Genomic DNA, 22,295 nt, shown 5'->3' on the forward strand with positions numbered 1-22,295 from the left:
TCTTGGATGTCCTAATAATAAAATTGATACAGCCAAGAAGTTAATGAAGATAATGAGGTCAGGAAGGTAAGCCCGGGACGTCTGGTATTAGCTGCAATAATGACTACAGTCTTTATTTTTGGAGGTATGTATTTATTAGGCTCATTTAATTAAAGTAAAAGTAATGTAAGGACCCGTATTTTGCGGGTTCTTTTTAATAGATAGAATTGTTCCATTCTAATTTCGATAAATGGCTTCGGTTGGCACCATGCGGCGTGAAAAAGTACAGATGAAAAGCGGTACATATGGCGGCAGAATCTGCAAACCATATTCTTTATGAGTATAAATTCCGTGTGCGTTTACCTTGTTCCCTGGGGCAATTCATCTTGCGCTCGCTTAAAACATGTGGTATAATCTCAAAGAATTAGGTAAATACAGGAGGTGTAAGTATATGAAACACGTGAAGACTTTAAATTCCAGTACATTAAAAGAGTCCATGAAAAAAGGCGGCTGCGGCGAATGCCAGACTTCCTGCCAGTCAGCCTGCAAGACATCCTGTACAGTAGGAAACCAGAGCTGCGAGAACAGCAATCGTTAATAATTTTAAACTGTATAGAATAGCCATAAGGCAGATGAGCAGATGCCCCTACGGTCGCGATGACGGTAGGGGTTCCTTCGCTTGTCTGCCAAAAACCAATAATAGGTTAATCTTTTCAATTAAGGAGAATACAAGTGATTCATCAATATATCAGCAATGGCTTCCATATTATTATGGATGTCAACAGCGGTTCTGTTCATTCTGTGGATCCGGTTATGTATGATGCCGTAGAGATCGCCGCAGGAATGGTGCCGGAGATGGAAGAGGCCCAGCCCCTTCCTAAGGAGGTTGGAGAAGAAGTAAGAACCCGCCTTTTTGAAAAATACGGAGTAACAGAAGTAGAAGAAGCGCTGGAAGAAATCCAGTATCTGATTGATAAGGGAGAGCTTTTTACAAAGGATATGTATCACGATTATGTGCTGGATTTTAAAAAGCGGCAGACAGTGGTAAAGGCTCTTTGCTTACATATCGCCCATGACTGCAACCTGGCCTGCAAATATTGCTTTGCGGAAGAAGGGGAGTATCATGGCAGACGGGCGCTGATGTCCTTTGAAGTGGGAAAAAAGGCCCTGGACTTTCTCATTGCCAATTCCGGGAACCGAAAGAACTTAGAAGTGGACTTTTTTGGCGGAGAACCGCTCATGAATTGGGACGTAGTAAAGCAACTTGTTGTATACGGCCGGAAAAAAGAGAAAGAATATAATAAGAACTTCCGTTTTACTATGACTACAAACGGAGTACTGTTAAACGATGAGATCATGGAATTCTGCAACCGGGAAATGAGCAATGTGGTCTTAAGCCTTGACGGGCGTAAGGAAGTCAATGACAATATGCGTCCCTTCCGCAATGGAAAGGGCAGCTACGAGCTGATCGTTCCCAAATTCCAGAAATTTGCACAGCTTCGGGGAACCAAAGATTATTACATCAGAGGAACCTTTACCCGTCACAATATGGATTTTGCAAAGGATGTCCTGGAATTTGCAGATCTTGGCTTTTCAAGTATGTCCATAGAGCCTGTGGTGGCACAGCCAGAAGAGGAATATGCCATCAGAGAGGAAGATCTTCCCCAGATCTTAAAAGAGTATGACGATCTTGCTGTGGAATACATTAAAAGGCAGAAGGAAGGAAAAGGGTTCAATTTCTTCCATTTTAATATTGACTTAAACCAAGGCCCTTGTGTGGCTAAGCGCCTGTCCGGCTGCGGTTCTGGGACCGAGTATCTGGCGGTGACTCCATGGGGAGATTTTTATCCGTGCCACCAGTTTGTCGGTGAGGAAAAATTCCTTCTTGGCAATGTGGACACAGGCGTGACTAATTTAGAGATCCGCGATGAGTTCAAGCTTTGCAATGTTTATGCAAAGGACAAGTGCCGGGACTGCTTTGCAAGATTTTACTGCAGCGGAGGCTGTGCGGCTAACTCCCACAACTTCCACGGAAGTATCACGGATGCTTATGATATCGGCTGCGAAATGCAGAAGAAGCGGATCGAATCCGCCATCATGATCAAGGCAGCTTTGGCGGAAGAATGAGAATACAAAAGTAACTGATAATCGGCCCAAAGGCATGGGCAGGAAAAGGGAAAAGCAGATGAATTATAAGATCATTGCAAAGGATGGACGTGCAAAGCGGGGGACGGCGACCACCGTCCACGGCACCATCCAAACTCCGGTATTCATGAACGTGGGTACGGTAGGAGCTATTAAAGGGGCTGTTTCAACAGATGATCTCCTTGAGATCAGAACCCAGGTAGAGCTGTCTAATACCTACCATCTTCATGTGCGCACCGGCGATAAATTAATCAAAGAGTTTGGCGGCCTACACCGGTTTATGAACTGGGACCGTCCCATTCTCACGGATTCAGGCGGCTTTCAGGTATTTTCCCTGACCGGCTTACGGAAAATAAAGGAGGAAGGCGTATACTTCCAGTCCCATATAGACGGACGTAAGATTTTCATGGGTCCGGAGGAAAGCATGCAGATCCAGTCTAACTTAGCGTCAACCATCGCCATGGCCTTTGACGAATGCCCGCCTCATCCGGCCACCAGGGAATATATGCAAAACAGCGTAGACCGTACTACAAGATGGCTGGAAAGGTGCCGTGCTGAGATGGCAAGGCTTAATTCCCTGCCAGATACCTTAAACAAGGACCAGCTGTTATTCGGCATCAACCAGGGCGGAACCTTTGAAGATATCCGCATCGCCCATGCAAAAACCATATCCGCCATGGACTTAGACGGCTATGCCTTAGGCGGACTGGCAGTGGGCGAAAGCCATGAGGAGATGTACAGGATCTTAGATGAGACGGTTCCTTATCTGCCGGAGAACAAGCCGACCTATCTGATGGGAGTGGGAACTCCCGCCAATATTTTAGAGTCCGTAGACAGGGGCGTAGATTTTTTTGACTGCGTATATCCGTCAAGAAACGGCCGCCATGGCCATGTGTATACCAATCATGGAAAAATGAATTTATTTAATACCAAATTTGAGCTGGACCACAGGCCGATTGAAGAGGGCTGTGGGTGTCCGGCCTGCCGATCTTACAGCAGGGCCTATATCAGGCACCTTTTAAAGGCAAAAGAAATGCTTGGCATGAGATTATGTGTATTGCATAATTTGTATTTTTATAATACAATGATGGAAGAGATCCGCGACGCAATCGAGAACCAAAGTTATGGGGAATACAAGGAGCAGAAGCTTGGACGTATGATGGCAGGACAGACTTCCTAATATCAGGGACAAGCAAGCGGCGGATCGTTATATAAGGAGGAAATGGTTATGTTTTCAGCAGCAGGCGGTACCATGGGCGTGGGCTTCTGGGTCATTTATATTGCAGTGATCTTTGGCTTCATGTATTTTATCGCAATCAGACCCCAGAAGAGGGAGAAAAAGAAACAGCAGGAGATGTTTGCAAACATTGCAATCGGAGACAGCGTTTTGACCTCCAGTGGTTTTTATGGTGTCATCATTGATATGACAGATGATACGGTTATTGTAGAGTTCGGCAACAATAAGAACTGCAGGATTCCTATGCAGAAGACTGCTATCGTTCAGGTAGAAAAAGCACAGGCTTAAAAAATCAAGACACCCGGAAAGAGATTTTCTCTTTCCGGGTGTTTTTTTGATTGATTCATAGGGTATGTCCAGCAAGAGCCTGCTCTCCATTGCCGGAGGCAGGCTTTTTCCGGCGATATCCTTCATTCTTTCTTGCCTTCGTGAAAACAAATTTCACGAAGGCATATTTTGTAAGCGAGAATAGAAACCGATATAAAATTAGCACAAAAACACAAGCGATAATACCGCCAATTAGAGTAATAAATAGCAATAATTCCGAAAAGAAATATTATTACACAAATATATTGACGTGAAATAAAAATTCATTTACAATTCAAAATGTAAACATAAAATGTATTCAGCAATGAATACGAATCATGTATTTGGAGGGCTACATAAATGAAAGTGAGCAAGTTTATGGAAAAAAGTCTGGCTGCCATGATGGCAGCAGGTATGGCAGTTAGCCTGATCGGTTGCAACAGCCAGCCAACAAAGACCACACAGTCAGAAACAGCACAGCCGGCTGCTGCTGCACAAGAGACGTCAGCAGAAAGCGCAGCAAGCGGGGAAAACGTTACATTGGAATTTCAGCAATGGTGGGGCGTAGAACTGCCGGACGGTGTCCTTAAGGAGATCTGTGATGGATTTACAGAACAATCAGGAGTTAAAATCGAATTATTAAGCAATCCTTATGCAGATACCAAGACACAGATAGCGGCAGGGGCAGCGGCAGGAACAATGGCAGATGTAGTAGGTCTTGATGGAGCCTGGGTGTATGATTTCGCAAAGCAGGGTTCCATTGCAAATATGACTGAGCTGATGTCATCAGACGGTTATGATGATGGACAATTATCTGATCAGATAAAAGTAGATGGGAATACATATATGATTCCGGTTGTTAACTTTGCATATCCCATGTACGTGAATAAAGATTTAATAGCATCAGCAGGTATTTCGGAAGTTCCTAAGACATGGGGGGAATTTGCGGAAGCCTGTAAAAAGGTTGCAGCGGCAAATAAAGGAGTTGCCGGATGGGCAATCCCCTTATCAACAGAATCGCCCAGTGGTATTCAGAACAATTTCATGAGCTGGTTATGGGCTTCGGGCGGAACGATGCTGAAAGACGGAAAACCGGCTTTGATAAATAATCCATTAATGACAGACACAGTAGATTTTGTAAAAGGTTTATTTGATGCAGGAGTCGTAGCACCAGGTGCTTATTCCATGAAAGAAGCAGATATGGTAGAAGAGTTTACAAATGGCCGTGTCGCATTTATGACAGATTCACTGGCACACTTAACAACAATTAAGAAAGAAGCACCTGGCTTGAACTTTGAATTTATGCCTGTTCCGGTAAAAGAAGGTTATACGGGAAAGAGTGGCATGGATGTGGCTAACTGGGGAATCGGTGTTGCAGAAAACTGCGAACATAAAGCAGAAGCTATGAAGTTTGTGGAATATTTAATGAGTCCCGAAGTAAATGCCAAACTTGCAGTATATGCAAATGCCTTTCCTGGAAATGTAAATGCCAATCCGGATTATTCGAAAACTGATGAGTTATTTGTAAAAGCATATGATTTATATCAACAGTGTTATGCAATCAATGAATTTACCGGACTTCCAACATCTGAAGAATTAATGCGACAGTTTGATGAGCAATTACAGCTGTATATTGACGGCGATACGGCCGGGGCTGCAGATATGCTGTCTGCAGCACAAGAGATTTGGGAGGAAGCATTCCAATAAAGTCGAGGCAGGCTGCATGATAGAATCGTGCAGCCTGATATTAAGAAGGAGGGAATGGGTGAGTTGGCTAAGGAAAGAGAAACGATAAAAAAGGAAAGCAGCGGTAAGATGTCACAGATCATGAAAAAGAAGTGTGAACCTTACTTATATCTCCTGCCAACAATTGTGCTTATGCTTCTATTGTTGATTATCCCGATCTGTATGATGATCCGGTATTCTTTTTTTGACAATGTTATTATCAAAAAAGATCCTGTATTCGTTGGATTAAAGAATTATGGCATGATATTATCTGACAAAACTTTTTTTGTTGCAGTCAAAAACACATTGTTTTTTGTTGGTGCCAGTGTAGTTATGCACATGCTTTTAGGAATGCTGTTTGCCATCCTTCTCAATACAAGTTATATAGGAATAAATTTGAAAGCATTTTTCAGAGTGATTTATGTGCTGCCCTGGATGTTTACAGCATCGGTTATCGCAATATTATGGAAAATGATGATGAATCCCAATGGAATTATCAACTACCTGTTACAAATCGCAAATCTTACGTCGTCACAAATAGAATGGCTGGGTTCCAGGAATTTTGCCCTATTCTCAGTAACCTTGATAAACATATGGGCAGGATATCCATTTTACATGGTTAGTATCCTGGCAGGACTTCAAGGGATACCCACAGATCTTTATGAAGCATCGGCAATTGACGGTGCAAATGCAGTACAACAATTTTTCCGCATTACAATCCCTCAATTAAAACCAATAATTATTAGTTTGCTGATGTTGGATTTTGTATGGACGATACAGCAATTTGCTTTGATTTGGATGACCACAGGCGGGGGACCAATTAATGCAACAGAAATGATAAGTACTTTTATTTATAAAAGGGGATTCAGTAAATATCAATATTCCCAGGCTTCCGCATCAGCAGTGATCTTACTGGTCGTATGTTCTGTCATAGCTGTTTTTTATGTGCGGCATCAGAGAGAGAGGGACTGATTATGGTAGGAAAGAAAAAGTGGTACATGAAAATTTTAATTATGATCCTTCTGATAACCGGAGCATTATTTTCAGGATTCCCTATATTGTGGATGCTGCTGAGTTCATTTAAGCCTAATGCGGAAATCTTTGCATGGCCGCCAACATGGATATCAGAGAGTTTTAGCTTGAAAGCCTATATTTCAATCTTTCATAATCCTGAAAAAGTCAGATTTTTTATCAATAGCTATTGCATTGCAATGATTGTAGTAATTTTCACATTGATCATTGGGATACTTGCATCTTACAGTTTCAGCCGTTTCGATTTTCCGGGAAAAGGTGTTATCAATACCGTCATAGTCAGTGTGCAGGCAGTCCCCCCGATCACCCTTTTGATTCCGTATTTAAGCCTGATTGTCAGCCTGAAATTATACAATACATTTGGCGCATTGATACTGACGTATATGCTGTTTACATTGCCCTATGCGATCTTGATGATTACCGGATATATGAATACTCTGCCGAAAGATTTGGATGAAGCGGTAATGATTGACGGAGGTTCAAGGTTCATGGCTCTTTGGACAGTACTGGTTCCTGTATCAATTCCCGGCCTGGTTTCGGTGGGAATGTATACATTCATGCAGGCCTGGAATGAATATTTGTTTGCATTGGCATTGACTAAAACAAATGATATGCGGACGGTACCGGTGGGCATTAGCCTGCTGATGGGGCAGCATGCATATGAGTGGAATCAAATGATGTCAATGAGTGTATTGGGTTCCTTACCTGTATTGATCCTGTTTTTATTTTTCCAGAGATACTTTATTGCCGGTATGACAGCGGGTGCTGTAAAAAATTAATACGTATGATTATCCGGAGACGGAAATCTAATAAAAAGTTGGAGGAAAAAATTATGCTGTTAAACATGAAAGAATTATTAGCGGTTGCAAACGAAAACAATTTTGCGGTGCCTGCATTTAACATCAGCTCCTATGCGATGTTAAATGGAATTATGGAGGCCTCAGAAGAAGAAAATGCGCCTGTTATTATTTCGATTCATCCGGATGAGCTCAGCCATATTGGAGTAGATGTCATTTCTGCGATCAGACAGAGGGCTTATAAATCAAATATACCGGTTTGTATTCATCTGGATCATGGCGCCTCTTTTGAGCAGGTCATGGTAGCGATTCAGACAGGATATACATCTGTTATGATTGACGGTTCAAGTCTTCCGTTTGAAGAGAATATTGCTCTTTGTAAAAAGATATGTGAAGCAGCACATGCAGCCAATGTATCTGTAGAGGGCGAACTAGGCACAATTGGAACAACCGATTCCACAGAAACAGAAAATCAAGTAATTATTTATACAAAGCCGGATGACGCTGTAACGTTTGTAGAGGAAACAGGTGTTGATACACTGGCAATTGCAATAGGAACATGTCACGGATTATATCCTGCTGGTATGAAGCCGGAATTAAAATTGGATTTATTAAAAGAGATCAAGTCAAAAGTATCGATTCCACTCGTACTTCATGGAGGATCTAATAATCCGGATAAAGAAATTGGAGAATCCGTAACATTGGGTGTAAATAAAATCAATATCTCCAGCGATATAAAAGTGGCATATTATAATAAAATGCGGGAAGTTCTGACAGATAACAGCCTAAGAGAGCCAAATATGATCGAACCACCTTGCATGAAAGCCATGAAGGAAGTGGCGTATCACAAGATCCGGCTATTCAAGGCGGATGGAAAGGCCGCACTTTATTAATCAGACATCATATCATAGCCCTGTAAAATAGAAAAATACAGTTTTTATTTTATGGGGCAGAGCTGATTTAAGAAAAATAATCGCATGAGAAGGTGGAGAGGATAGAATGAAGGCCGAAGAAAAATATATTGAAACATACGAAAAAATGGAGCAACTGATTGGATCCAGAATTAAAAACAATGCTTTTACAGCACTGGGCTATACGAGTAATCTGGATGTATTGTGTGATTTTCAAATAGAAACATTCAATCAACTTTTAAACAAATATCTTCCGAATGCAGATTTGGTCAAAATGAAAGCGGCAAAAGAGATTACAGGCATGGAGGAATTCTTAGAAACCATTGTATATTATTGCATGCATGGAATCGGCGGAGAAGTAGATATTTCGGATTTCCATATTATAAAGGATACTTTTGCAATAAAAAAGGGCATGGGCGGAACTGCGACCCAGGGAGCTATGGCTTTGGCAGCAGTAGCATGTCCTTCCATTGTTCATTTGACGGATGATTCGAAAGAAGTATGTGATATTTTAAATTCCCCATATATTTATACGGTTTCCAGAGAAGGAGAGCTGGTTCATACAGATCAGATCATGCAGACGGCGGAGCAGGAAATACACTATATCATTCAATTTAAAAAGGGTGATGTGATTTGCCTTGGCAGCCGGAAGCTTACAATTCCGACATCAAATAGGCTGATCATAACCAAAATTACGGTAAATGAGATGCTTCCTTTCTCTGCTTCCTATTTTTCCTACGTAGAAACCCATGCCGCAGATATTAAAAGCAATGTTCTATCAAGCTTTAATGCAATTCAGGATAAAGATATTTTAGAACAAAGGCTGACTTATGTAAAAGAACATATCAAAAAATACAAAGCAAATAATAAGGCTGGAATTATTTATTTTGAAGATGCACATTACCATAATAAGGAGGTCCGGCAGCTATGCCTGAAGACGCTTTATCCATATGTTGACATTTTGAGTTTAAATGAAGAAGAATTAGAATATACCCTTAATATGTATGATTTCCCCATAGAAACCGATGATATATATTCTTGTATCAGGGGAGCATCTTATATTAAGGAAAGATTTTCAGTAAAAAAAGGTATTATCGTACATACCAAGAATTACTCTATGTATCTTGGAGAAACGTTGAATGCGGATATTGAAAAAGGCTTAATGCTTGGCAACATGCTGGCGACTGCAAAAGCGGTCAATGGGTGGTATGGGACAAAAGAACAGATAGGAGAAGTCATAAAGCTGCCATTGAGTGAAAAAGGAATCAGAAACAGGGAGTTGATAATAAAAGAGCATTTTACCAGCGAGGTAATTTTAGTACCGTCTAAATACATTGACAAACCAAAGTATACCATTGGATTGGGGGATTCATTTGTTGCAGGTGTCCAGATGTGTTTTGAATAAAAAGCTTGAAAAAGGGTGTGTTTTACGGCAATATAGTAGATAGGAAGGGAGGGACATGATGCTAGACAAACCTGTATTAGATGTGATCAAGGATAATTATGGAAAGATTTTCTCGGCGGAGAAGAAAGTAGCAGATTATGTTCTGGAACACCCGCAGGAAGCAGTAGATGCTAATGTTTCTGAATTGGCAAAGGCTAGCGGAGTGAGTGATGCAACGGTTGTGCGTATGTGCCATCATCTGGGTTATAAGGGGTATTACCAGTTTCGGTTGATGCTGGCAAAAGATGTTGGAAGAGATGAAGGAGAAGAAATTGAAGAGCTGCAGAACACTCCCAATCCAGTAATGAAAATTTTTCAAAAGTATGTGAATTCATTAACAGCGGTAGCAGAAAGTATTAACGAAGAAGATATGAAGTCCTGTGTGAACTTGATAAAGTCCTGTAAACAGGCTCATATTTTAGCGGTAGGAAATACAACCCCGCTGGCACTTTATATGGGATTCAGATTAGGAAGACTGGGCGTGAAATGTACCAATGATATCTCACCGGAATATTTTTTAAATCATGTAAATCTTGCTGATAAAGAAGATATTATTATAGCAATTTCTCAATCAGGAAGTTCCAGACAGGTGATACAGGGGATGGAATTGGCCAAAGAGAAAGGCCTTAAGATGATGGCCATTACCGGATATAGACAATCGCCGATATCGGAGCTGGCTGATTATGTATTGATTTCAAACGGAAGAAAGGAATCCTTTGATTATTATAAAAATTATGCTCATCTGAAGGAGACGGCATTAATTGATGCTTTGTTGGAGTTGTTAACAAGCTGGAAAAAGATTGAGGAAACGGATGCGGATAAACCAGAGGTTATTTTGTCTGAATATAAGTATTGATACAGGAGAATCAACGTTGTGCCGGAGAGGAGCTGACTGATGAAAAGATCAGAATCAGGCAGCAGCGTACAACTGGGGGAAGTCAGGTCATTAGCAGTATCGTAAATTTATATAAGAAATCCTTATTAGTGCTTGAGCATTAATAGGGATTTCTTCATAAATACAACCTATGGATCAAAAAAAGCCCGTTACGCCAGTGCATTCCGGCCTGCCCCATGGTTTCAGTATACACCATGGGTTTTCAAACATATGATTTAGTAAGGGGTGTTATATTAAAGCCATCCTCCGTCAAGGCCGATGACCTGTCCGGTCAGATAGGAATTTTTATAGCCCAGGTGGTATACCAGATCAGCTACCTCCTCTGCTTTTCCCAGCCGTCCGGTAGGGATCCCGTCAATGAGAGCGATTAATTCCTCCTCCTCCAGAAACTGGTTCATTTCCGTATCAATGGCTCCGCAGGCAATGGCGTTGACCTGGATATTGCTTGGAGCCAGTTCCTTGGCCAGAGCCTTTGTAAAAGCGTTGATGCCGCCTTTTGTAGCGGAATAAGCGACTTCGCAGGAGGCACCTGATATTCCCCATACAGAAGAGATGTTTATGATCTTTCCTTGCTTTTTTTCTACCATTCCGGGAATGGCCAGCTTGCAGCAGTTGAATACTGATGTCAAGTTGGTGCGGATAATCCGGTCCCAGGCATCCGTGCTCATATCCTGTAACAGGCCGATGTAGGAGATGCCAGCGTTATTAACTAGGACATCCAGTGTACCAAACTGCTTGCGCACCTGTTCAAAGAGTGCCTGGCACTGGTCCATGTCCCCCATGTCCCCCATGCAGGAAAGACAAGATACTTGATAGGCTTCCAGCTCCTTTTTGACTTGTACAAGTCGGTCCTCACTATGGAGGCAGTTGATGACCACGTTATATCCTTTTTTTGCAAATTTAACGGCAACAGCTTTTCCGATTCCCCGGGAAGCTCCGGTTATGAGTACTGTTTTTCTAGGCATAACATCACCCCTTCTGTCGATTTTTGATATCTTTATTCTATCAAATCGTCGGGAAGAATGCAACGTGGTCGGATAAAGGGCTATTTGCATTTTTTGTGATTTTGTTACGGACCAGGCATTGCATACTTAAGGGCTGGTGAGATATAATGAAGATAGAAAATCTAATATCAGATAGAATAGAGAAAGCAGGTAGATAAATATGAATGAGATTTATGATGTGGTGATCATCGGATCCGGGCCCGCGGGGCTTACGGCTGCGGTTTATGGTAAAAGGGCTGAGCTTAAGATGGTTGTGATCGAAAAAGAGATGGCAAGCGGCGGGCAGGTCCTTAATACCTATGAAGTGGATAATTACCCGGGGCTGCCTGGAATTAACGGTTATGATCTTGGAATGAAGTTCCGTGAACATGCGGAGAAGCTGGGAGCAGAGTTTTCCACAGACGAGGTTCTTCGGATCGAAGCGTCTGACGGGAAATTTACCGTAGTAGGAGAAGAGAGGACCTATGCGACAAAGACGGTCATCATCTCTACCGGAGCCCAGCACAGGAAGCTGAGCGTGATCGGAGAAGAAGAGCTTACAGGCATGGGAGTTTCCTACTGTGCTACCTGTGACGGTGCATTTTTCCGCAATAAGGTGGCGGCAGTGGTGGGCGGCGGTGACGTTGCCATTGAAGATGCCATTTTCCTGGCCAGAATGTGTAAAAAGGTATACTTAATTCATAGGAGAAATAAGCTGAGGGGGGCAAAGACTTTGCAGACCCAGCTGTTTAACCAGAAAAACGTGGAAATCATCTGGGATACCGTGGTAGAAGAAATCGAAGGCGGAGATCAGGTGGAATCCTTAACCATAAAGAATGCCAAAAACGAGGAATCGAAAAAGCTTGCGGTAGACGGAGTGTTTATAGCGGTAGGAATCAACCCGCAAAGCGAAGCGTTTAACAACCTGGTGGAGATGGATCATGGCTATATAAAGGCCAGTGAGGATTGTGAAACCAATGTTCCCGGAATCTTTGCAGCCGGCGATGTGCGAACCAAACAGCTTCGCCAGGTTTCCACAGCTGTTTCGGATGGCGCAAATGCCATTACCAGCGTAGAGCGGTTTCTGACACGGATTTAATTGAACCAAAAGAAAAGCAGCCGGACAATTGTCCTGGCTGCTTAAACTGCAGACAAAGTGTATTGAGGTTCGTAGAAAACCATTCTTCCGCTTCATGTCCTCCGAAAAAAGACGAAGAAACTATCTTTTTTCTCCTCTTTTACTTACGTGGAAAATGGTTTTCTACGAACCGGAAAGTTTATCGACAGGCTAGGGCATTGCTGATGCAGTGCCTTTTTTTTGACCAACAGCTGCTATGCCTACCGAATTTGGAAAGTTAGTGACCAAATTCAGCTATTATATTGGATATTGTGAAATGGTGTGATATTCTAAGAAAAATATAATAAAAGTATTTCTCTTGCAACAGGTACGTTATGTCATTTATGAAAATCAATAATCTCTTCTGTTGATATTCAATTTGATGGATTAAGGAGGTAATAGCATGGCAAATGAATCGGTAAAGGCTGGAGTTAAAGTTACCCGTGAGGCTGCGTATATAGGAGATTTTAAGTTTAACTTTCAGGGAAATCTCATTGAGAAATATATTGAGATGAAAGACGCCGGCAAACTACACAAGTATGAAAAAGAAGTCATGGAACTGATGGCCAAACATTATGCATTTTATGGGCAGTTCCAGGAAGAAAATGAATATGTAACAAAAGGATCGATTCTACGGTGCAGCGGAGGGAATAAAATGATTACATTCGATATCCTGAATGATCATGGGGTGGAAAAGGCTGGTTCCCCCTTAGGAATATGCACTGATTGCAAAGCGAATGAGAATATACATACATTTGGAGAATGTAAAAGACCTACGCCGGAAGGATATCCCGAAAGACCTATTGTGATTCCAACTCTAAAGTCCAAATTACCGTTTATCATGCATAAATGTATTCCTATTTTAAATGGAAGTTGGAGTAAGACCAAGAGCTCTAAAGTGAAGATATGGAATGAGTCGGTAGGAAAGTATGTTGATGCCATTACTACAGGAGATTTTCTGGTATGCCTTTATGGAGGAATAATAGAGGTTATAGAGGTTCCGACAGTAAATAGAACTAAGGGTTCGGGGGATGTTTTTAGTGAATGGGCGAAAACGAATAGGACTGAAAAGATAAAGTTTTTAGAGCCATTTGTTCAGCTAGCTAAAGATGAAGAGTTAAGGACAGGAGTCCCATGGCAAGCAACATTAGGGCAGATTGCTTATGAAACTGGATGGGGAGATGAAGATAAGAAAATATATGATGAATACACAAAGGCTTATAGTTATAATCTTTTTGGAGTTAAATATACTGGCTCTGTAAACGACACAAGTAAATTTGTCAGAACGTGGACAACAGAGTATATTAATTCTAGTGATTTAGAAAAATGGAAGAAAGAACAGAGTAAATGGGCTTTAAATAATGATTCACTTGTTAATGAAGGAACAGTAAATGGCAAATTAAAAATAAAAATCATCCAACCATTTAGACGCTATACTTCATATGATGATAGTATTATTGACCATACAAATGTTCTTGAACATGAAAGATATTCATCTGCCAATGGATATAAAAATAATCCGTTTATCTATGTTTCCATAATCGGACCTATTTATGCGACTGGACCAGATTATGGAGATACTGCTTCAATAATAATGAATGACTATTTTGCATGGAATGATAAAGATGCAGACTGGGAGGAATATAATAATTGGAAAAGCTCAAGATAACATTTTTAGCACTATTATTCTCAACGACATTATCGGCTTGCAATCAAAACATTGTGGCATCAGAGCCTATCGAGAACATTGAAAAGAATAGTAATCACACAACTGAGACAACTACGTTACCAGAGTATAAGAATGAAAATCAATCATCTGCAATAGAAGATGGTATCGAATCTCCAATAACAGAAGAAATTGAACAATTTCTTTACCATGAGGTTCCGGAATTGGATAATTATGCAGAGTATATATCCAACCAAAGTGCTGGAGAAGCTAATTTAACAATACGAATTGATACAACCCCTATAGATATTTACAAAAATGGCGAGAGCAGCGAATATTTAGGGAAATATTATGCAATTTATGTAGGGGAAAGTAGGGATAGTCACAATGTTAGGTGGGATTCTTTTTATGTAAGCGAAAATTTAGATAATGTTCTTTGGGAAGATGTTATAAGAGCAAAAGACAGTGAATTTGATATGTATACTTTAGAGGAGTGGCGAAACTCTTCTCATTATAGAGATTGGCTTAAATAGTTCCTCAATTTTTACATGGAGTCTTGCAGAGAAAGAACAGCCTATTGTTGGTTGTTCTTTCTCTATAATTTAAAGAATTATAATTTTCCCAGCAGATTCAAAACCCTAACCCTGTCCATGAATCTTTGATGATAATGATAAGGTTCTTCTGTAGAAAGACAATCTGAGAAGCGCTCGATGTACTCTTGTATCAAATCCCGATTTTTATCTGGAAGGGAATCAATAAAGTGTTCCGCTTATAAAATGCGTTCATGTTCTTCTGCTGATTTATTGGGACGCATTTTGCTAAGCTTTATTAGTAACATGTCAATCCGCTCCTGAATGTCATTGCCGTTAGTCAATCGTCATTTTTCCAATTGCAAAAAATTGAATGAAAAAACAAGCATTACCTTCAACACCGTGATAATCTGGTTACCCGCCATATCTGGGAACCGTACATAGAGTTGTGTGAGGATATCAGGTATATACCGTGGATGAAGGAACTGTATGGTCACCGGAAAGAAACAAAAGAACGGGTCAGCTAAAGGACAGCTTTTCTTTTCTGACGTTAAAAATCATGAAGAACAATATGTACATAGAAAAACGGTGTCAGGACTTGTGTCCTGACACCGTTTTGACTACAGTCTGAGCAGCCGGACAATTGTCCTGGCTGCTTTTTTTAAGTTTTAGAATTCCGGTTCAATAAGGCCGTAGGAGCCGCCTTTTCTTTTATAAACCACATTGACTTCCTCTGTATCCGCATTTAAGAATACGTAGAAGCTGTGACCAAGAAGTTCCATCTGAACACAGGCTTCTTCCGGATCCATGGGCTTTATGGCAAATTTCTTTGACTTAACGATTTCCACATAATCGTCAACCTGAGTTTCTTCTTCCAGAAATGCTGTGGAAAAAGAAGGGGCGTTCAGCTTTTTGTCGATTAATTTGTTCTTATATTTTTTCAATTGGCGTTCCAGGATCTCTTCCACAAGATCAATGGAAACATACATGTCTGTACTGGACTCTTCCGCTCTGATTATATGTCCTTTCACTGGAATGGTCACTTCAATTTTTTGAATTTCTTTCTGCACGCTGAGTCTTACTATTGCTTCTGTAGCAGGAGCGAAGAAACGGTTCAGCTTTCCAAGCTTGTCTTCGATTGCTTCGCGTAATCCCGGTGTAACCTCAATATTTCTCCCTGTAATTGTAAAACGCATAAGTCATCAGCTCCTTTTTCTTGAGATGGTTATAGTATAGCACATTTTTGAGAACAGTTCAATTACATTGTAAAATTATAAGATAATTATTGGTAATTTCTTGTAAAATGTCTCTACTTATTATTTTATCTGTTTATTGAAAAACTATAGATGGGCTTTAAAAAAAGTCAAGGGAAAAAGAGTATTTTTCGTCGAAAAAGGAAATTTTATGACATATATACAAAAATGTCCCTGGTTGCTTATGGGATGGGAAATATGGGAATCTGTGGAGAAAAAATGTGGATAATGTGGATAACTTGGTGTATAACTGTTTTTTCCACTAATTATGGGATTTCATAGTGGGGATAAAACTGGGGGAAAAATACACAATGGGATGTGGATAATGTGGAAAAGTGGGGAATCGAACAGGTTTTTTGTGCAATGTGTCAGATTGCCCATAATTTTTTCCAGATTTGCCGTTGATTGCTGTGGAAAAAGGAAGGACCTGGTAATAATAGGCCCTGTTTATTACCAGAATGTTAATTTTTTATGAATTCGTTGAATTAAGAAGGAGTTAGTGCTACAATATACGAGATTGTATCGTGTATATCGTTAAGAAGAGTAGGAGAATGAAATATGAACTTCGTTCAAAAAATATTTGGAACTCATAGTGAAAGAGAATTGAAATTAATAGACCCCATTGTGGATAAGATAGAGGCTTTGCGTCCGACCATGGTTGCGCTTACGGATGAGGAGCTGAGAAACAACACAAGGCTCTTTAAGGAAAGGCTTTCATCAGGCGAGACTCTTGATGATATTTTACCGGAAGCTTATGCGACGGTGAGAGAGGCAGCACGAAGAGTTCTTAATATGGAACATTTCCGTGTACAGCTCATTGGCGGAATCGTTCTTCATCAGGGACGTATTTCCGAAATGAAGACAGGTGAAGGTAAGACCCTGGTTTCTACCTGCCCTGCATATTTAAATTCTTTGGCAGGCGATGGAGTCCAGATCGTAACGGTCAACGATTACTTGGCAAAACGAGATGCTGAGTGGATGGGAAGAGTTCATGAATTCCTGGGGCTGACTGTTGGTGTCGTACTTAACTCCATGAATTCTGACGAAAGACGCGCCGCATACAACTGTGACATTACCTATGTAACCAACAACGAGCTTGGTTTTGATTATCTGAGAGATAACATGGCCATCTATAAGGAACAGATGGTTTTGAGAAATTTAGACTTTTGTATCATTGATGAGGTGGACTCTGTATTGATTGATGAGGCAAGAACACCTCTTATCATTTCCGGACAGAGCGGCAAGTCCACAAAGCTCTATGAGGTTTGTGATATTCTGGCACGCCAGCTGGAAAAGGGTGAGGTTTCCGGGGAATTTTCCAAGATGGCAGCCATTATGGGAGAAGAAATTACGGAAACCGGCGACTTTGTTGTGGACGAAAAGGACAAGGTTGTTAACTTAACCGAACAAGGTGTGGAAAAGGTAGAGCAGTTCTTCCACATCGAGAACTTATCTGATCCCCAGAACTTAGAGATCCAGCATAACATCATACTGGCCCTTCGCGCCAATTACCTCATGTTCCGTGATAAGGATTATGTGGTAAAGGATGACGAGGTTCTGATCGTTGATGAGTTTACCGGACGTATCATGCCTGGCAGACGCTATTCCGACGGACTCCATCAGGCGATTGAAGCCAAGGAGCATGTAAATGTGCGCAGGGAGAGCAAGACTCTTGCCACCATCACCTTCCAGAACTTCTTTAATAAGTACAATAAAAAGGCCGGTATGACCGGTACTGCCCTTACAGAAGAAAAAGAATTCCGTAATACCTACGGCATGGATGCCATTTCCATCCCAACCAACCAACCGATCGCACGTATTGATCAGGAGGATGCCGTTTATAAAACAAAGAAAGAGAAATTTGAAGCGGTATGCAATGAGGTGGAGATCGCTTATGAGAAGGGACAGCCTGTCCTTGTAGGTACCATTACCATTGAAACCTCTGAAATGCTAAGCAATATGTTACGGCGCCGGGGCATTCCCCATAAGGTGCTGAATGCAAAATATCATGAACTGGAAGCTGAGATCGTAGCGGATGCAGGTGTGCATAAGGCTGTGACCATTGCAACCAACATGGCAGGCCGTGGTACGGATATCAAGCTTGACGACGAGTCAAAGGCAGCAGGCGGTTTAAAGATCATTGGTACGGAACGTCATGAATCCCGCCGAATTGATAACCAGCTGCGCGGCCGTTCCGGACGTCAGGGTGACCCGGGAGAATCCAGATTTTATATCTCCCTTGAAGATGACTTAATGCGTCTGTTTGGTTCCGAACGTCTGGTAGGCATGTTCAATACCCTTGGTGTTCCGGAAGGAGAGCAGATCGAACATAAGATGCTCTCAAACGCCATTGAAAAGGCCCAGATGAAGATTGAGACAAACAACTACGGCATCCGTGAGAACCTTTTAAAATACGACGAGGTCATGAACGAACAGCGTGAAGTGATCTATTCAGAGAGAAGAAAAGTTCTGGATGGAGACAATATGCGTGACTTCGTCTTAAAGATGGTGACGGATATTGTGGAAAATGCGGTAGATCTTTCCGTCAGCGACGAACAGGCGCCGGAGGAATGGGATTTGAATGAGCTTAATACCCTTCTTCTCCCCATCATTCCGCTGCAGTCAGTCACTCTTCCGGAAGATAAGAAGATCAGGAAGAATGAACTGAAGCATATGCTGAAGGAAGAAGCAATTAAGCTTTATGAATCCAAGGAAGCAGAATTCCCGGAGGGAGAACAGATCCGTGAAATCGAGCGGGTTATTCTCTTAAAGGTAATCGATAATAAATGGATGTCCCATATTGACGATATGGATCAGCTGCGCCAGGGTATCGGCCTGCAGGCATATGGTCAGAGGGATCCGCTGGTGGAATACAAGATGAGCGGATATCAGATGTTTGATGAGATGGCTGCGGCCATACGCGAAGATACCGTAAGAATCTTATTCCACATCCGCGTGGAGCAGAAGGTGGAGAGAGAACCGGCTGCAAAGGTGACAGGAACCAATAAGGATGAAAGCTCCCCGAAAGCACCGGTAAAGAAGGTGGAAGCCAAGGTTTATCCCAATGATCCGTGTCCATGTGGTTCCGGTAAGAAATACAAACAGTGCTGCGGACGTAAATTAGTATAGTATTTTTATAAATTTGGAGTTCGCACCCTTTTTAAGGACCGGACTCCAATTTTGTATAGATAAATAATTTAATTCAGAAAGTGGGTGACACAGTGGTAGAGTTAGATCAGTACAAATACGAATTATCAACATTTGAAAAACCATTAGTGGAAGTGAGGGATTCACTTTGACTTAGATAATAAGTTAAAGAGAATCGATGAGCTGGACAAGTCGATGGAAGAGCCGAGCTTTTGGGATGATCCTGAAAAGTCAACAAAGATTGTACAGCTTGCAAAGAATTTAAAAGATACGGTTCAGACTTATAAGGACTTAGAGCAGCAGTTTGAAGACATTGGCGTGATGATCGAAATGGGAAATGAGGAAAATGATCCCTCCCTGGTTCCGGAAGTTGAAGAGATGCTAAATCTGTTTAAGGAAAAGCTGGAAGACATGCGCATCAACACCCTGCTGTCCGGAGAGTATGACAATGATAACGCCATCTTAAAGCTTAACGCAGGTGCGGGAGGAACCGAATCCTGTGACTGGTGCGGCATGCTATACCGCATGTTCTGCAGGTGGGCGGAGAAAAAAGGCTTTTCTTTGGAAGTCTTAGACTACCTTGACGGGGAAGAAGCTGGCATTAAATCCGTTACGGTACAGATCAACGGGCCCAATGCCTATGGGTATTTAAAGTCGGAAAAGGGAGTTCACCGCCTGGTGCGCATCTCTCCGTTTAATGCCGCAGGCAAACGCCAGACCTCCTTTGTATCCTGTGATGTTATGCCTGATATTGAAGAGGACTTGGATGTGGAGATCAACGAAGAGGAACTACGCATTGATACCTACCGTTCCAGCGGTGCAGGCGGGCAGCATATCAACAAAACCTCCTCGGCCATCCGCATCACCCACCTTCCCTCCGGAATTGTGGTCCAGTGCCAGAATGAGCGCTCCCAGTTCCAGAACAAGGACAAGGCCATGCAGATGTTAAAGGCAAAGCTTTATTTGCTGAAGCAGCAGGAAAATGCGGAGAAGTTATCCGGCATCCGGGGTGATGTGACAGAGATCGGCTGGGGAAATCAGATCCGTTCCTACGTTCTTCAGCCTTATACCATGGTCAAGGATCACAGGACCAATGCGGAAACAGGCAATGTTGGAAGCGTCCTGGACGGCTCCTTGGATCAGTTCATGTACGCCTATTTACGCTGGCTGAGCACCGGGGCAAAGTCCGGAGAAAGCAGCGCAGAATAGAGGATTTTCCCTGTATTTATTTTAAAACCGAAGAAAATAAATAGAAAAATAGTTGCATACCATGCCTAAATATGATAATATCTTCCCTATGAGCACAGATGTATTTCCGATGCGGACACAGAAGGGAAGATATTTTTATTATGGAAGAAAAAAGTAAATATTTTGTGGTAAAGCAAAAGGCTGTACCTGAAGTATTGCTGAAAGTTGTTGAGGCAAAAAAGTTGTTGGAATCGGAGCGCGTCATCACCGTTCAGGAGGCGACTGACAGGGTAGGAATCAGCCGAAGCTCTTTTTATAAGTATAAGGATGATATCTTTCCTTTTTATGATAATACGAAGGGAAAAACCATTACCCTTGTGATGCAGATGGATGATGAACCAGGCTTACTGTCCGACCTGCTGCATGTGGTAGCTGTGTACCGCGCCAATATCCTCACCATACACCAGAGTATTCCGGTCAATGGAGTGGCCACCTTGACGTTAAGCGTGGAAGTCCTTGAAACCACCGGCAATGTTTCAAAGATGGTAGAGGATATAGAAGAAAAAGATGGGGTCCACTACGTTAAAATTTTAGCCAGGGAGTAGAGGTACAACCGTTCGATGAGCTGAATGGCGAATGGGACTTCCTAGAAAAAATAATACGATGCGAGTTGCTGGAGGAAAATATGAGACATATTGCAGTTATGGGCTATGGTACCATTGGATCAGGTGTGGTAGAGGTTTTGGAAAGAAACAAAGAGATAATTGCCAAAAGGGTGGGCGACGAGGTCGGTGTGAAATACGTCCTGGATTTAAGAGAATTTCCGGGGGACCCTGTGGAAGATAAGATCGTTCATGATTTTTCCATCATTGAGAAGGATTCTGAAGTGTCCATGGTGATTGAGACCATGGGAGGATTAAATCCCGCTTATCCTTTTGTGAAGGCGAGCTTAAAGGCTGGCAAGCATGTGGCTACTTCCAATAAAGCTCTGGTGGCGGCGTACGGCACCGAGCTCTTAGAGATTGCCAGAGAACATAATGTGAACTTCTTTTTCGAGGCAAGTGTAGGCGGCGGCATACCCGTCATACGTCCTCTTTATACTTCCCTTGCAGGCGAAGAGATTGAAGAGATCACCGGCATTTTAAATGGAACCACCAACTATATATTGACAAAAATGGACAAAGCAGGCGAGACCTTTGAAACGGCTTTAAGAGAGGCTCAGGAGCTTGGTTACGCGGAGCGGAACCCGGAAGCCGATGTAGAGGGACACGATACCTGTCGAAAGATTGCCATTCTAACGGCCATGGCAACGGGACACGAGGTCAATTATGAGCATATTTATACAGAAGGGATTACAAAAATAACGGATGTGGATTTCCGTTATGCCGATGCAATGGGAACCTCTGTAAAGCTGTTTGGCTCAAGCCGGATCCAGGACGGAACCGTCCATGCATTTGTAGCCCCGGTCATGATCGGAAAAGATCACCCGTTATATTCCGTAAATGATGTTTATAACGGCATTCTGGTAAAAGGAAACATGTTGGGCACTTCCATGTTCTATGGAAGCGGGGCCGGAAAGCTTCCAACAGCCAGCGCTGTGGTGGCGGATATTATTGAAGCCCTTAACAATCAAGATCACCATGTGGTAATGGGCTGGAATAAGGAAAGCCTTACCATTTCAGCGATGAACAGCTTTTCTTTCCGTTACTTTGTAAGAATCAAAGGGATTGCGGAAAAGCGTGTGAACGAAGTGGAGGCAGTATTCGGCAAGGTGGAAGTGGTGGAACTGGATCATATGGATGAATTTGCAGTTCTTACGGAAACCATGACCGAAGAAGAATATGGACTAAAAGCGAAAAAACTGCCGGGTATCAGACAGTGCATCCGCGCAGAATTGAACGCAAATAAGCAATCCCCCGCTTAATGTTCGTCAAGAACTA

At 42.1% G+C, this 22,295-nt stretch carries 19 protein-coding genes; 17 read left to right on the forward strand and 2 right to left on the reverse strand.

All coding sequences use genetic code 11. The features are described from left to right. Positions 1-430: 430 nt before the first annotated feature. The 10 genes from scfA (at position 431) to AC27IJ_RS24995 (ending at position 10,432) form a co-directional block, all read left to right on the forward strand. The gene (scfA, locus tag AC27IJ_RS24950; protein ID WP_002601553.1) at positions 431-577 is read left to right on the forward strand and encodes a six-cysteine ranthipeptide SCIFF; all 147 of its coding nucleotides are present in this window, start codon (positions 431-433) and stop codon (positions 575-577) included. Between the two features lie 134 nt (positions 578-711). Continuing rightward, positions 712-2,106 carry a thioether cross-link-forming SCIFF peptide maturase gene (gene scfB / locus AC27IJ_RS24955; protein ID WP_487151265.1) on the forward strand — a complete coding sequence of 465 codons (1,395 nt, stop codon included), beginning with the start codon at positions 712-714 and terminating at the stop codon, positions 2,104-2,106. A gap of 58 nt (positions 2,107-2,164) precedes the next feature. After that, a complete protein-coding gene (gene tgt / locus AC27IJ_RS24960) occupies positions 2,165-3,304 on the forward strand; it encodes a tRNA guanosine(34) transglycosylase Tgt (protein WP_312502895.1) in 1,140 nt (379 codons plus the stop codon). A gap of 72 nt (positions 3,305-3,376) precedes the next feature. Beyond that, complete coding sequence (yajC, locus tag AC27IJ_RS24965; RefSeq protein WP_312447280.1) at positions 3,377-3,649, forward strand: preprotein translocase subunit YajC; 273 nt, start codon at positions 3,377-3,379, stop codon at positions 3,647-3,649. Between the two features lie 378 nt (positions 3,650-4,027). Then, positions 4,028-5,374 (forward strand): ABC transporter substrate-binding protein, encoded by a 1,347-nt coding sequence (locus AC27IJ_RS24970; RefSeq protein ID WP_487151267.1) that lies wholly within the window; start codon positions 4,028-4,030, stop codon positions 5,372-5,374. A gap of 54 nt (positions 5,375-5,428) precedes the next feature. Continuing rightward, on the forward strand, positions 5,429-6,364 hold the full coding sequence (locus AC27IJ_RS24975) for a carbohydrate ABC transporter permease (RefSeq protein WP_487151269.1): 936 nt from the start codon (positions 5,429-5,431) through the stop codon (positions 6,362-6,364). Positions 6,365-6,366: 2 nt separating this feature from the next. Beyond that, on the forward strand, positions 6,367-7,203 hold the full coding sequence (locus AC27IJ_RS24980) for a carbohydrate ABC transporter permease (RefSeq protein WP_312447200.1): 837 nt from the start codon (positions 6,367-6,369) through the stop codon (positions 7,201-7,203). 53 nt (positions 7,204-7,256) lie between these two features. Further along, positions 7,257-8,114, forward strand: a complete 858-nt coding sequence (locus tag AC27IJ_RS24985; RefSeq protein WP_312447202.1) for a ketose-bisphosphate aldolase — start codon at positions 7,257-7,259, stop codon at positions 8,112-8,114. Between the two features lie 106 nt (positions 8,115-8,220). Beyond that, complete coding sequence (locus AC27IJ_RS24990; protein ID WP_487151272.1) at positions 8,221-9,537, forward strand: ADP-dependent glucokinase/phosphofructokinase; 1,317 nt, start codon at positions 8,221-8,223, stop codon at positions 9,535-9,537. Between the two features lie 55 nt (positions 9,538-9,592). After that, positions 9,593-10,432, forward strand: coding sequence for a MurR/RpiR family transcriptional regulator (locus tag AC27IJ_RS24995; RefSeq protein ID WP_487151274.1), 840 nt, complete (start codon positions 9,593-9,595; stop codon positions 10,430-10,432). Positions 10,433-10,704: 272 nt separating this feature from the next. Here AC27IJ_RS24995 and ymfI read toward each other — a convergent pair whose 3' ends face one another. Continuing rightward, positions 10,705-11,436, reverse strand: a complete 732-nt coding sequence (ymfI, locus tag AC27IJ_RS25000) for an elongation factor P 5-aminopentanone reductase (RefSeq protein WP_312447212.1) — start codon at positions 11,434-11,436, stop codon at positions 10,705-10,707. 199 nt (positions 11,437-11,635) lie between these two features. Between ymfI and trxB the strand changes: the two genes are divergently transcribed. From trxB to AC27IJ_RS25015, 3 genes are all read left to right on the forward strand, one after another. Then, positions 11,636-12,553 (forward strand): thioredoxin-disulfide reductase, encoded by a 918-nt coding sequence (trxB, locus tag AC27IJ_RS25005; protein WP_312447215.1) that lies wholly within the window; start codon positions 11,636-11,638, stop codon positions 12,551-12,553. A gap of 421 nt (positions 12,554-12,974) precedes the next feature. After that, a complete protein-coding gene (locus tag AC27IJ_RS25010) occupies positions 12,975-14,240 on the forward strand; it encodes a glucosaminidase domain-containing protein (RefSeq protein WP_487151277.1) in 1,266 nt (421 codons plus the stop codon). Continuing rightward, positions 14,222-14,770 carry a hypothetical protein gene (locus tag AC27IJ_RS25015; protein WP_312502904.1) on the forward strand — a complete coding sequence of 183 codons (549 nt, stop codon included), beginning with the start codon at positions 14,222-14,224 and terminating at the stop codon, positions 14,768-14,770. Before AC27IJ_RS25010 ends, AC27IJ_RS25015 begins: the two co-directional genes overlap by 19 nt. A gap of 665 nt (positions 14,771-15,435) precedes the next feature. Here the strand turns inward: AC27IJ_RS25015 and hpf are convergent. Beyond that, complete coding sequence (gene hpf / locus AC27IJ_RS25020; RefSeq protein WP_312447233.1) at positions 15,436-15,963, reverse strand: ribosome hibernation-promoting factor, HPF/YfiA family; 528 nt, start codon at positions 15,961-15,963, stop codon at positions 15,436-15,438. A 615-nt stretch (positions 15,964-16,578) separates the two neighbouring features. Here hpf and secA point away from each other — a divergent pair. The 4 genes from secA to AC27IJ_RS25040 all read left to right on the forward strand — a co-directional run bounded on the left by secA (position 16,579) and on the right by AC27IJ_RS25040 (position 22,279). Then, positions 16,579-19,149 carry a preprotein translocase subunit SecA gene (gene secA, locus AC27IJ_RS25025; RefSeq protein ID WP_312447235.1) on the forward strand — a complete coding sequence of 857 codons (2,571 nt, stop codon included), beginning with the start codon at positions 16,579-16,581 and terminating at the stop codon, positions 19,147-19,149. A gap of 92 nt (positions 19,150-19,241) precedes the next feature. After that, a protein-coding gene (gene prfB / locus AC27IJ_RS25030; RefSeq protein WP_312447237.1) for a peptide chain release factor 2 occupies positions 19,242-20,376 on the forward strand; the annotation gives its coding sequence in 2 pieces (ribosomal slippage) (positions 19,242-19,316 and positions 19,318-20,376; 1,134 coding nt in all). A 140-nt stretch (positions 20,377-20,516) separates the two neighbouring features. Continuing rightward, positions 20,517-20,960, forward strand: coding sequence for an ACT domain-containing protein (locus tag AC27IJ_RS25035; protein ID WP_312447239.1), 444 nt, complete (start codon positions 20,517-20,519; stop codon positions 20,958-20,960). An 80-nt stretch (positions 20,961-21,040) separates the two neighbouring features. Then, the gene (locus AC27IJ_RS25040; protein ID WP_312447241.1) at positions 21,041-22,279 is read left to right on the forward strand and encodes a homoserine dehydrogenase; all 1,239 of its coding nucleotides are present in this window, start codon (positions 21,041-21,043) and stop codon (positions 22,277-22,279) included. Positions 22,280-22,295 lie beyond the last annotated feature (16 nt).

The organism is Lacrimispora sp. YZC11 (genome assembly GCF_057543815.1).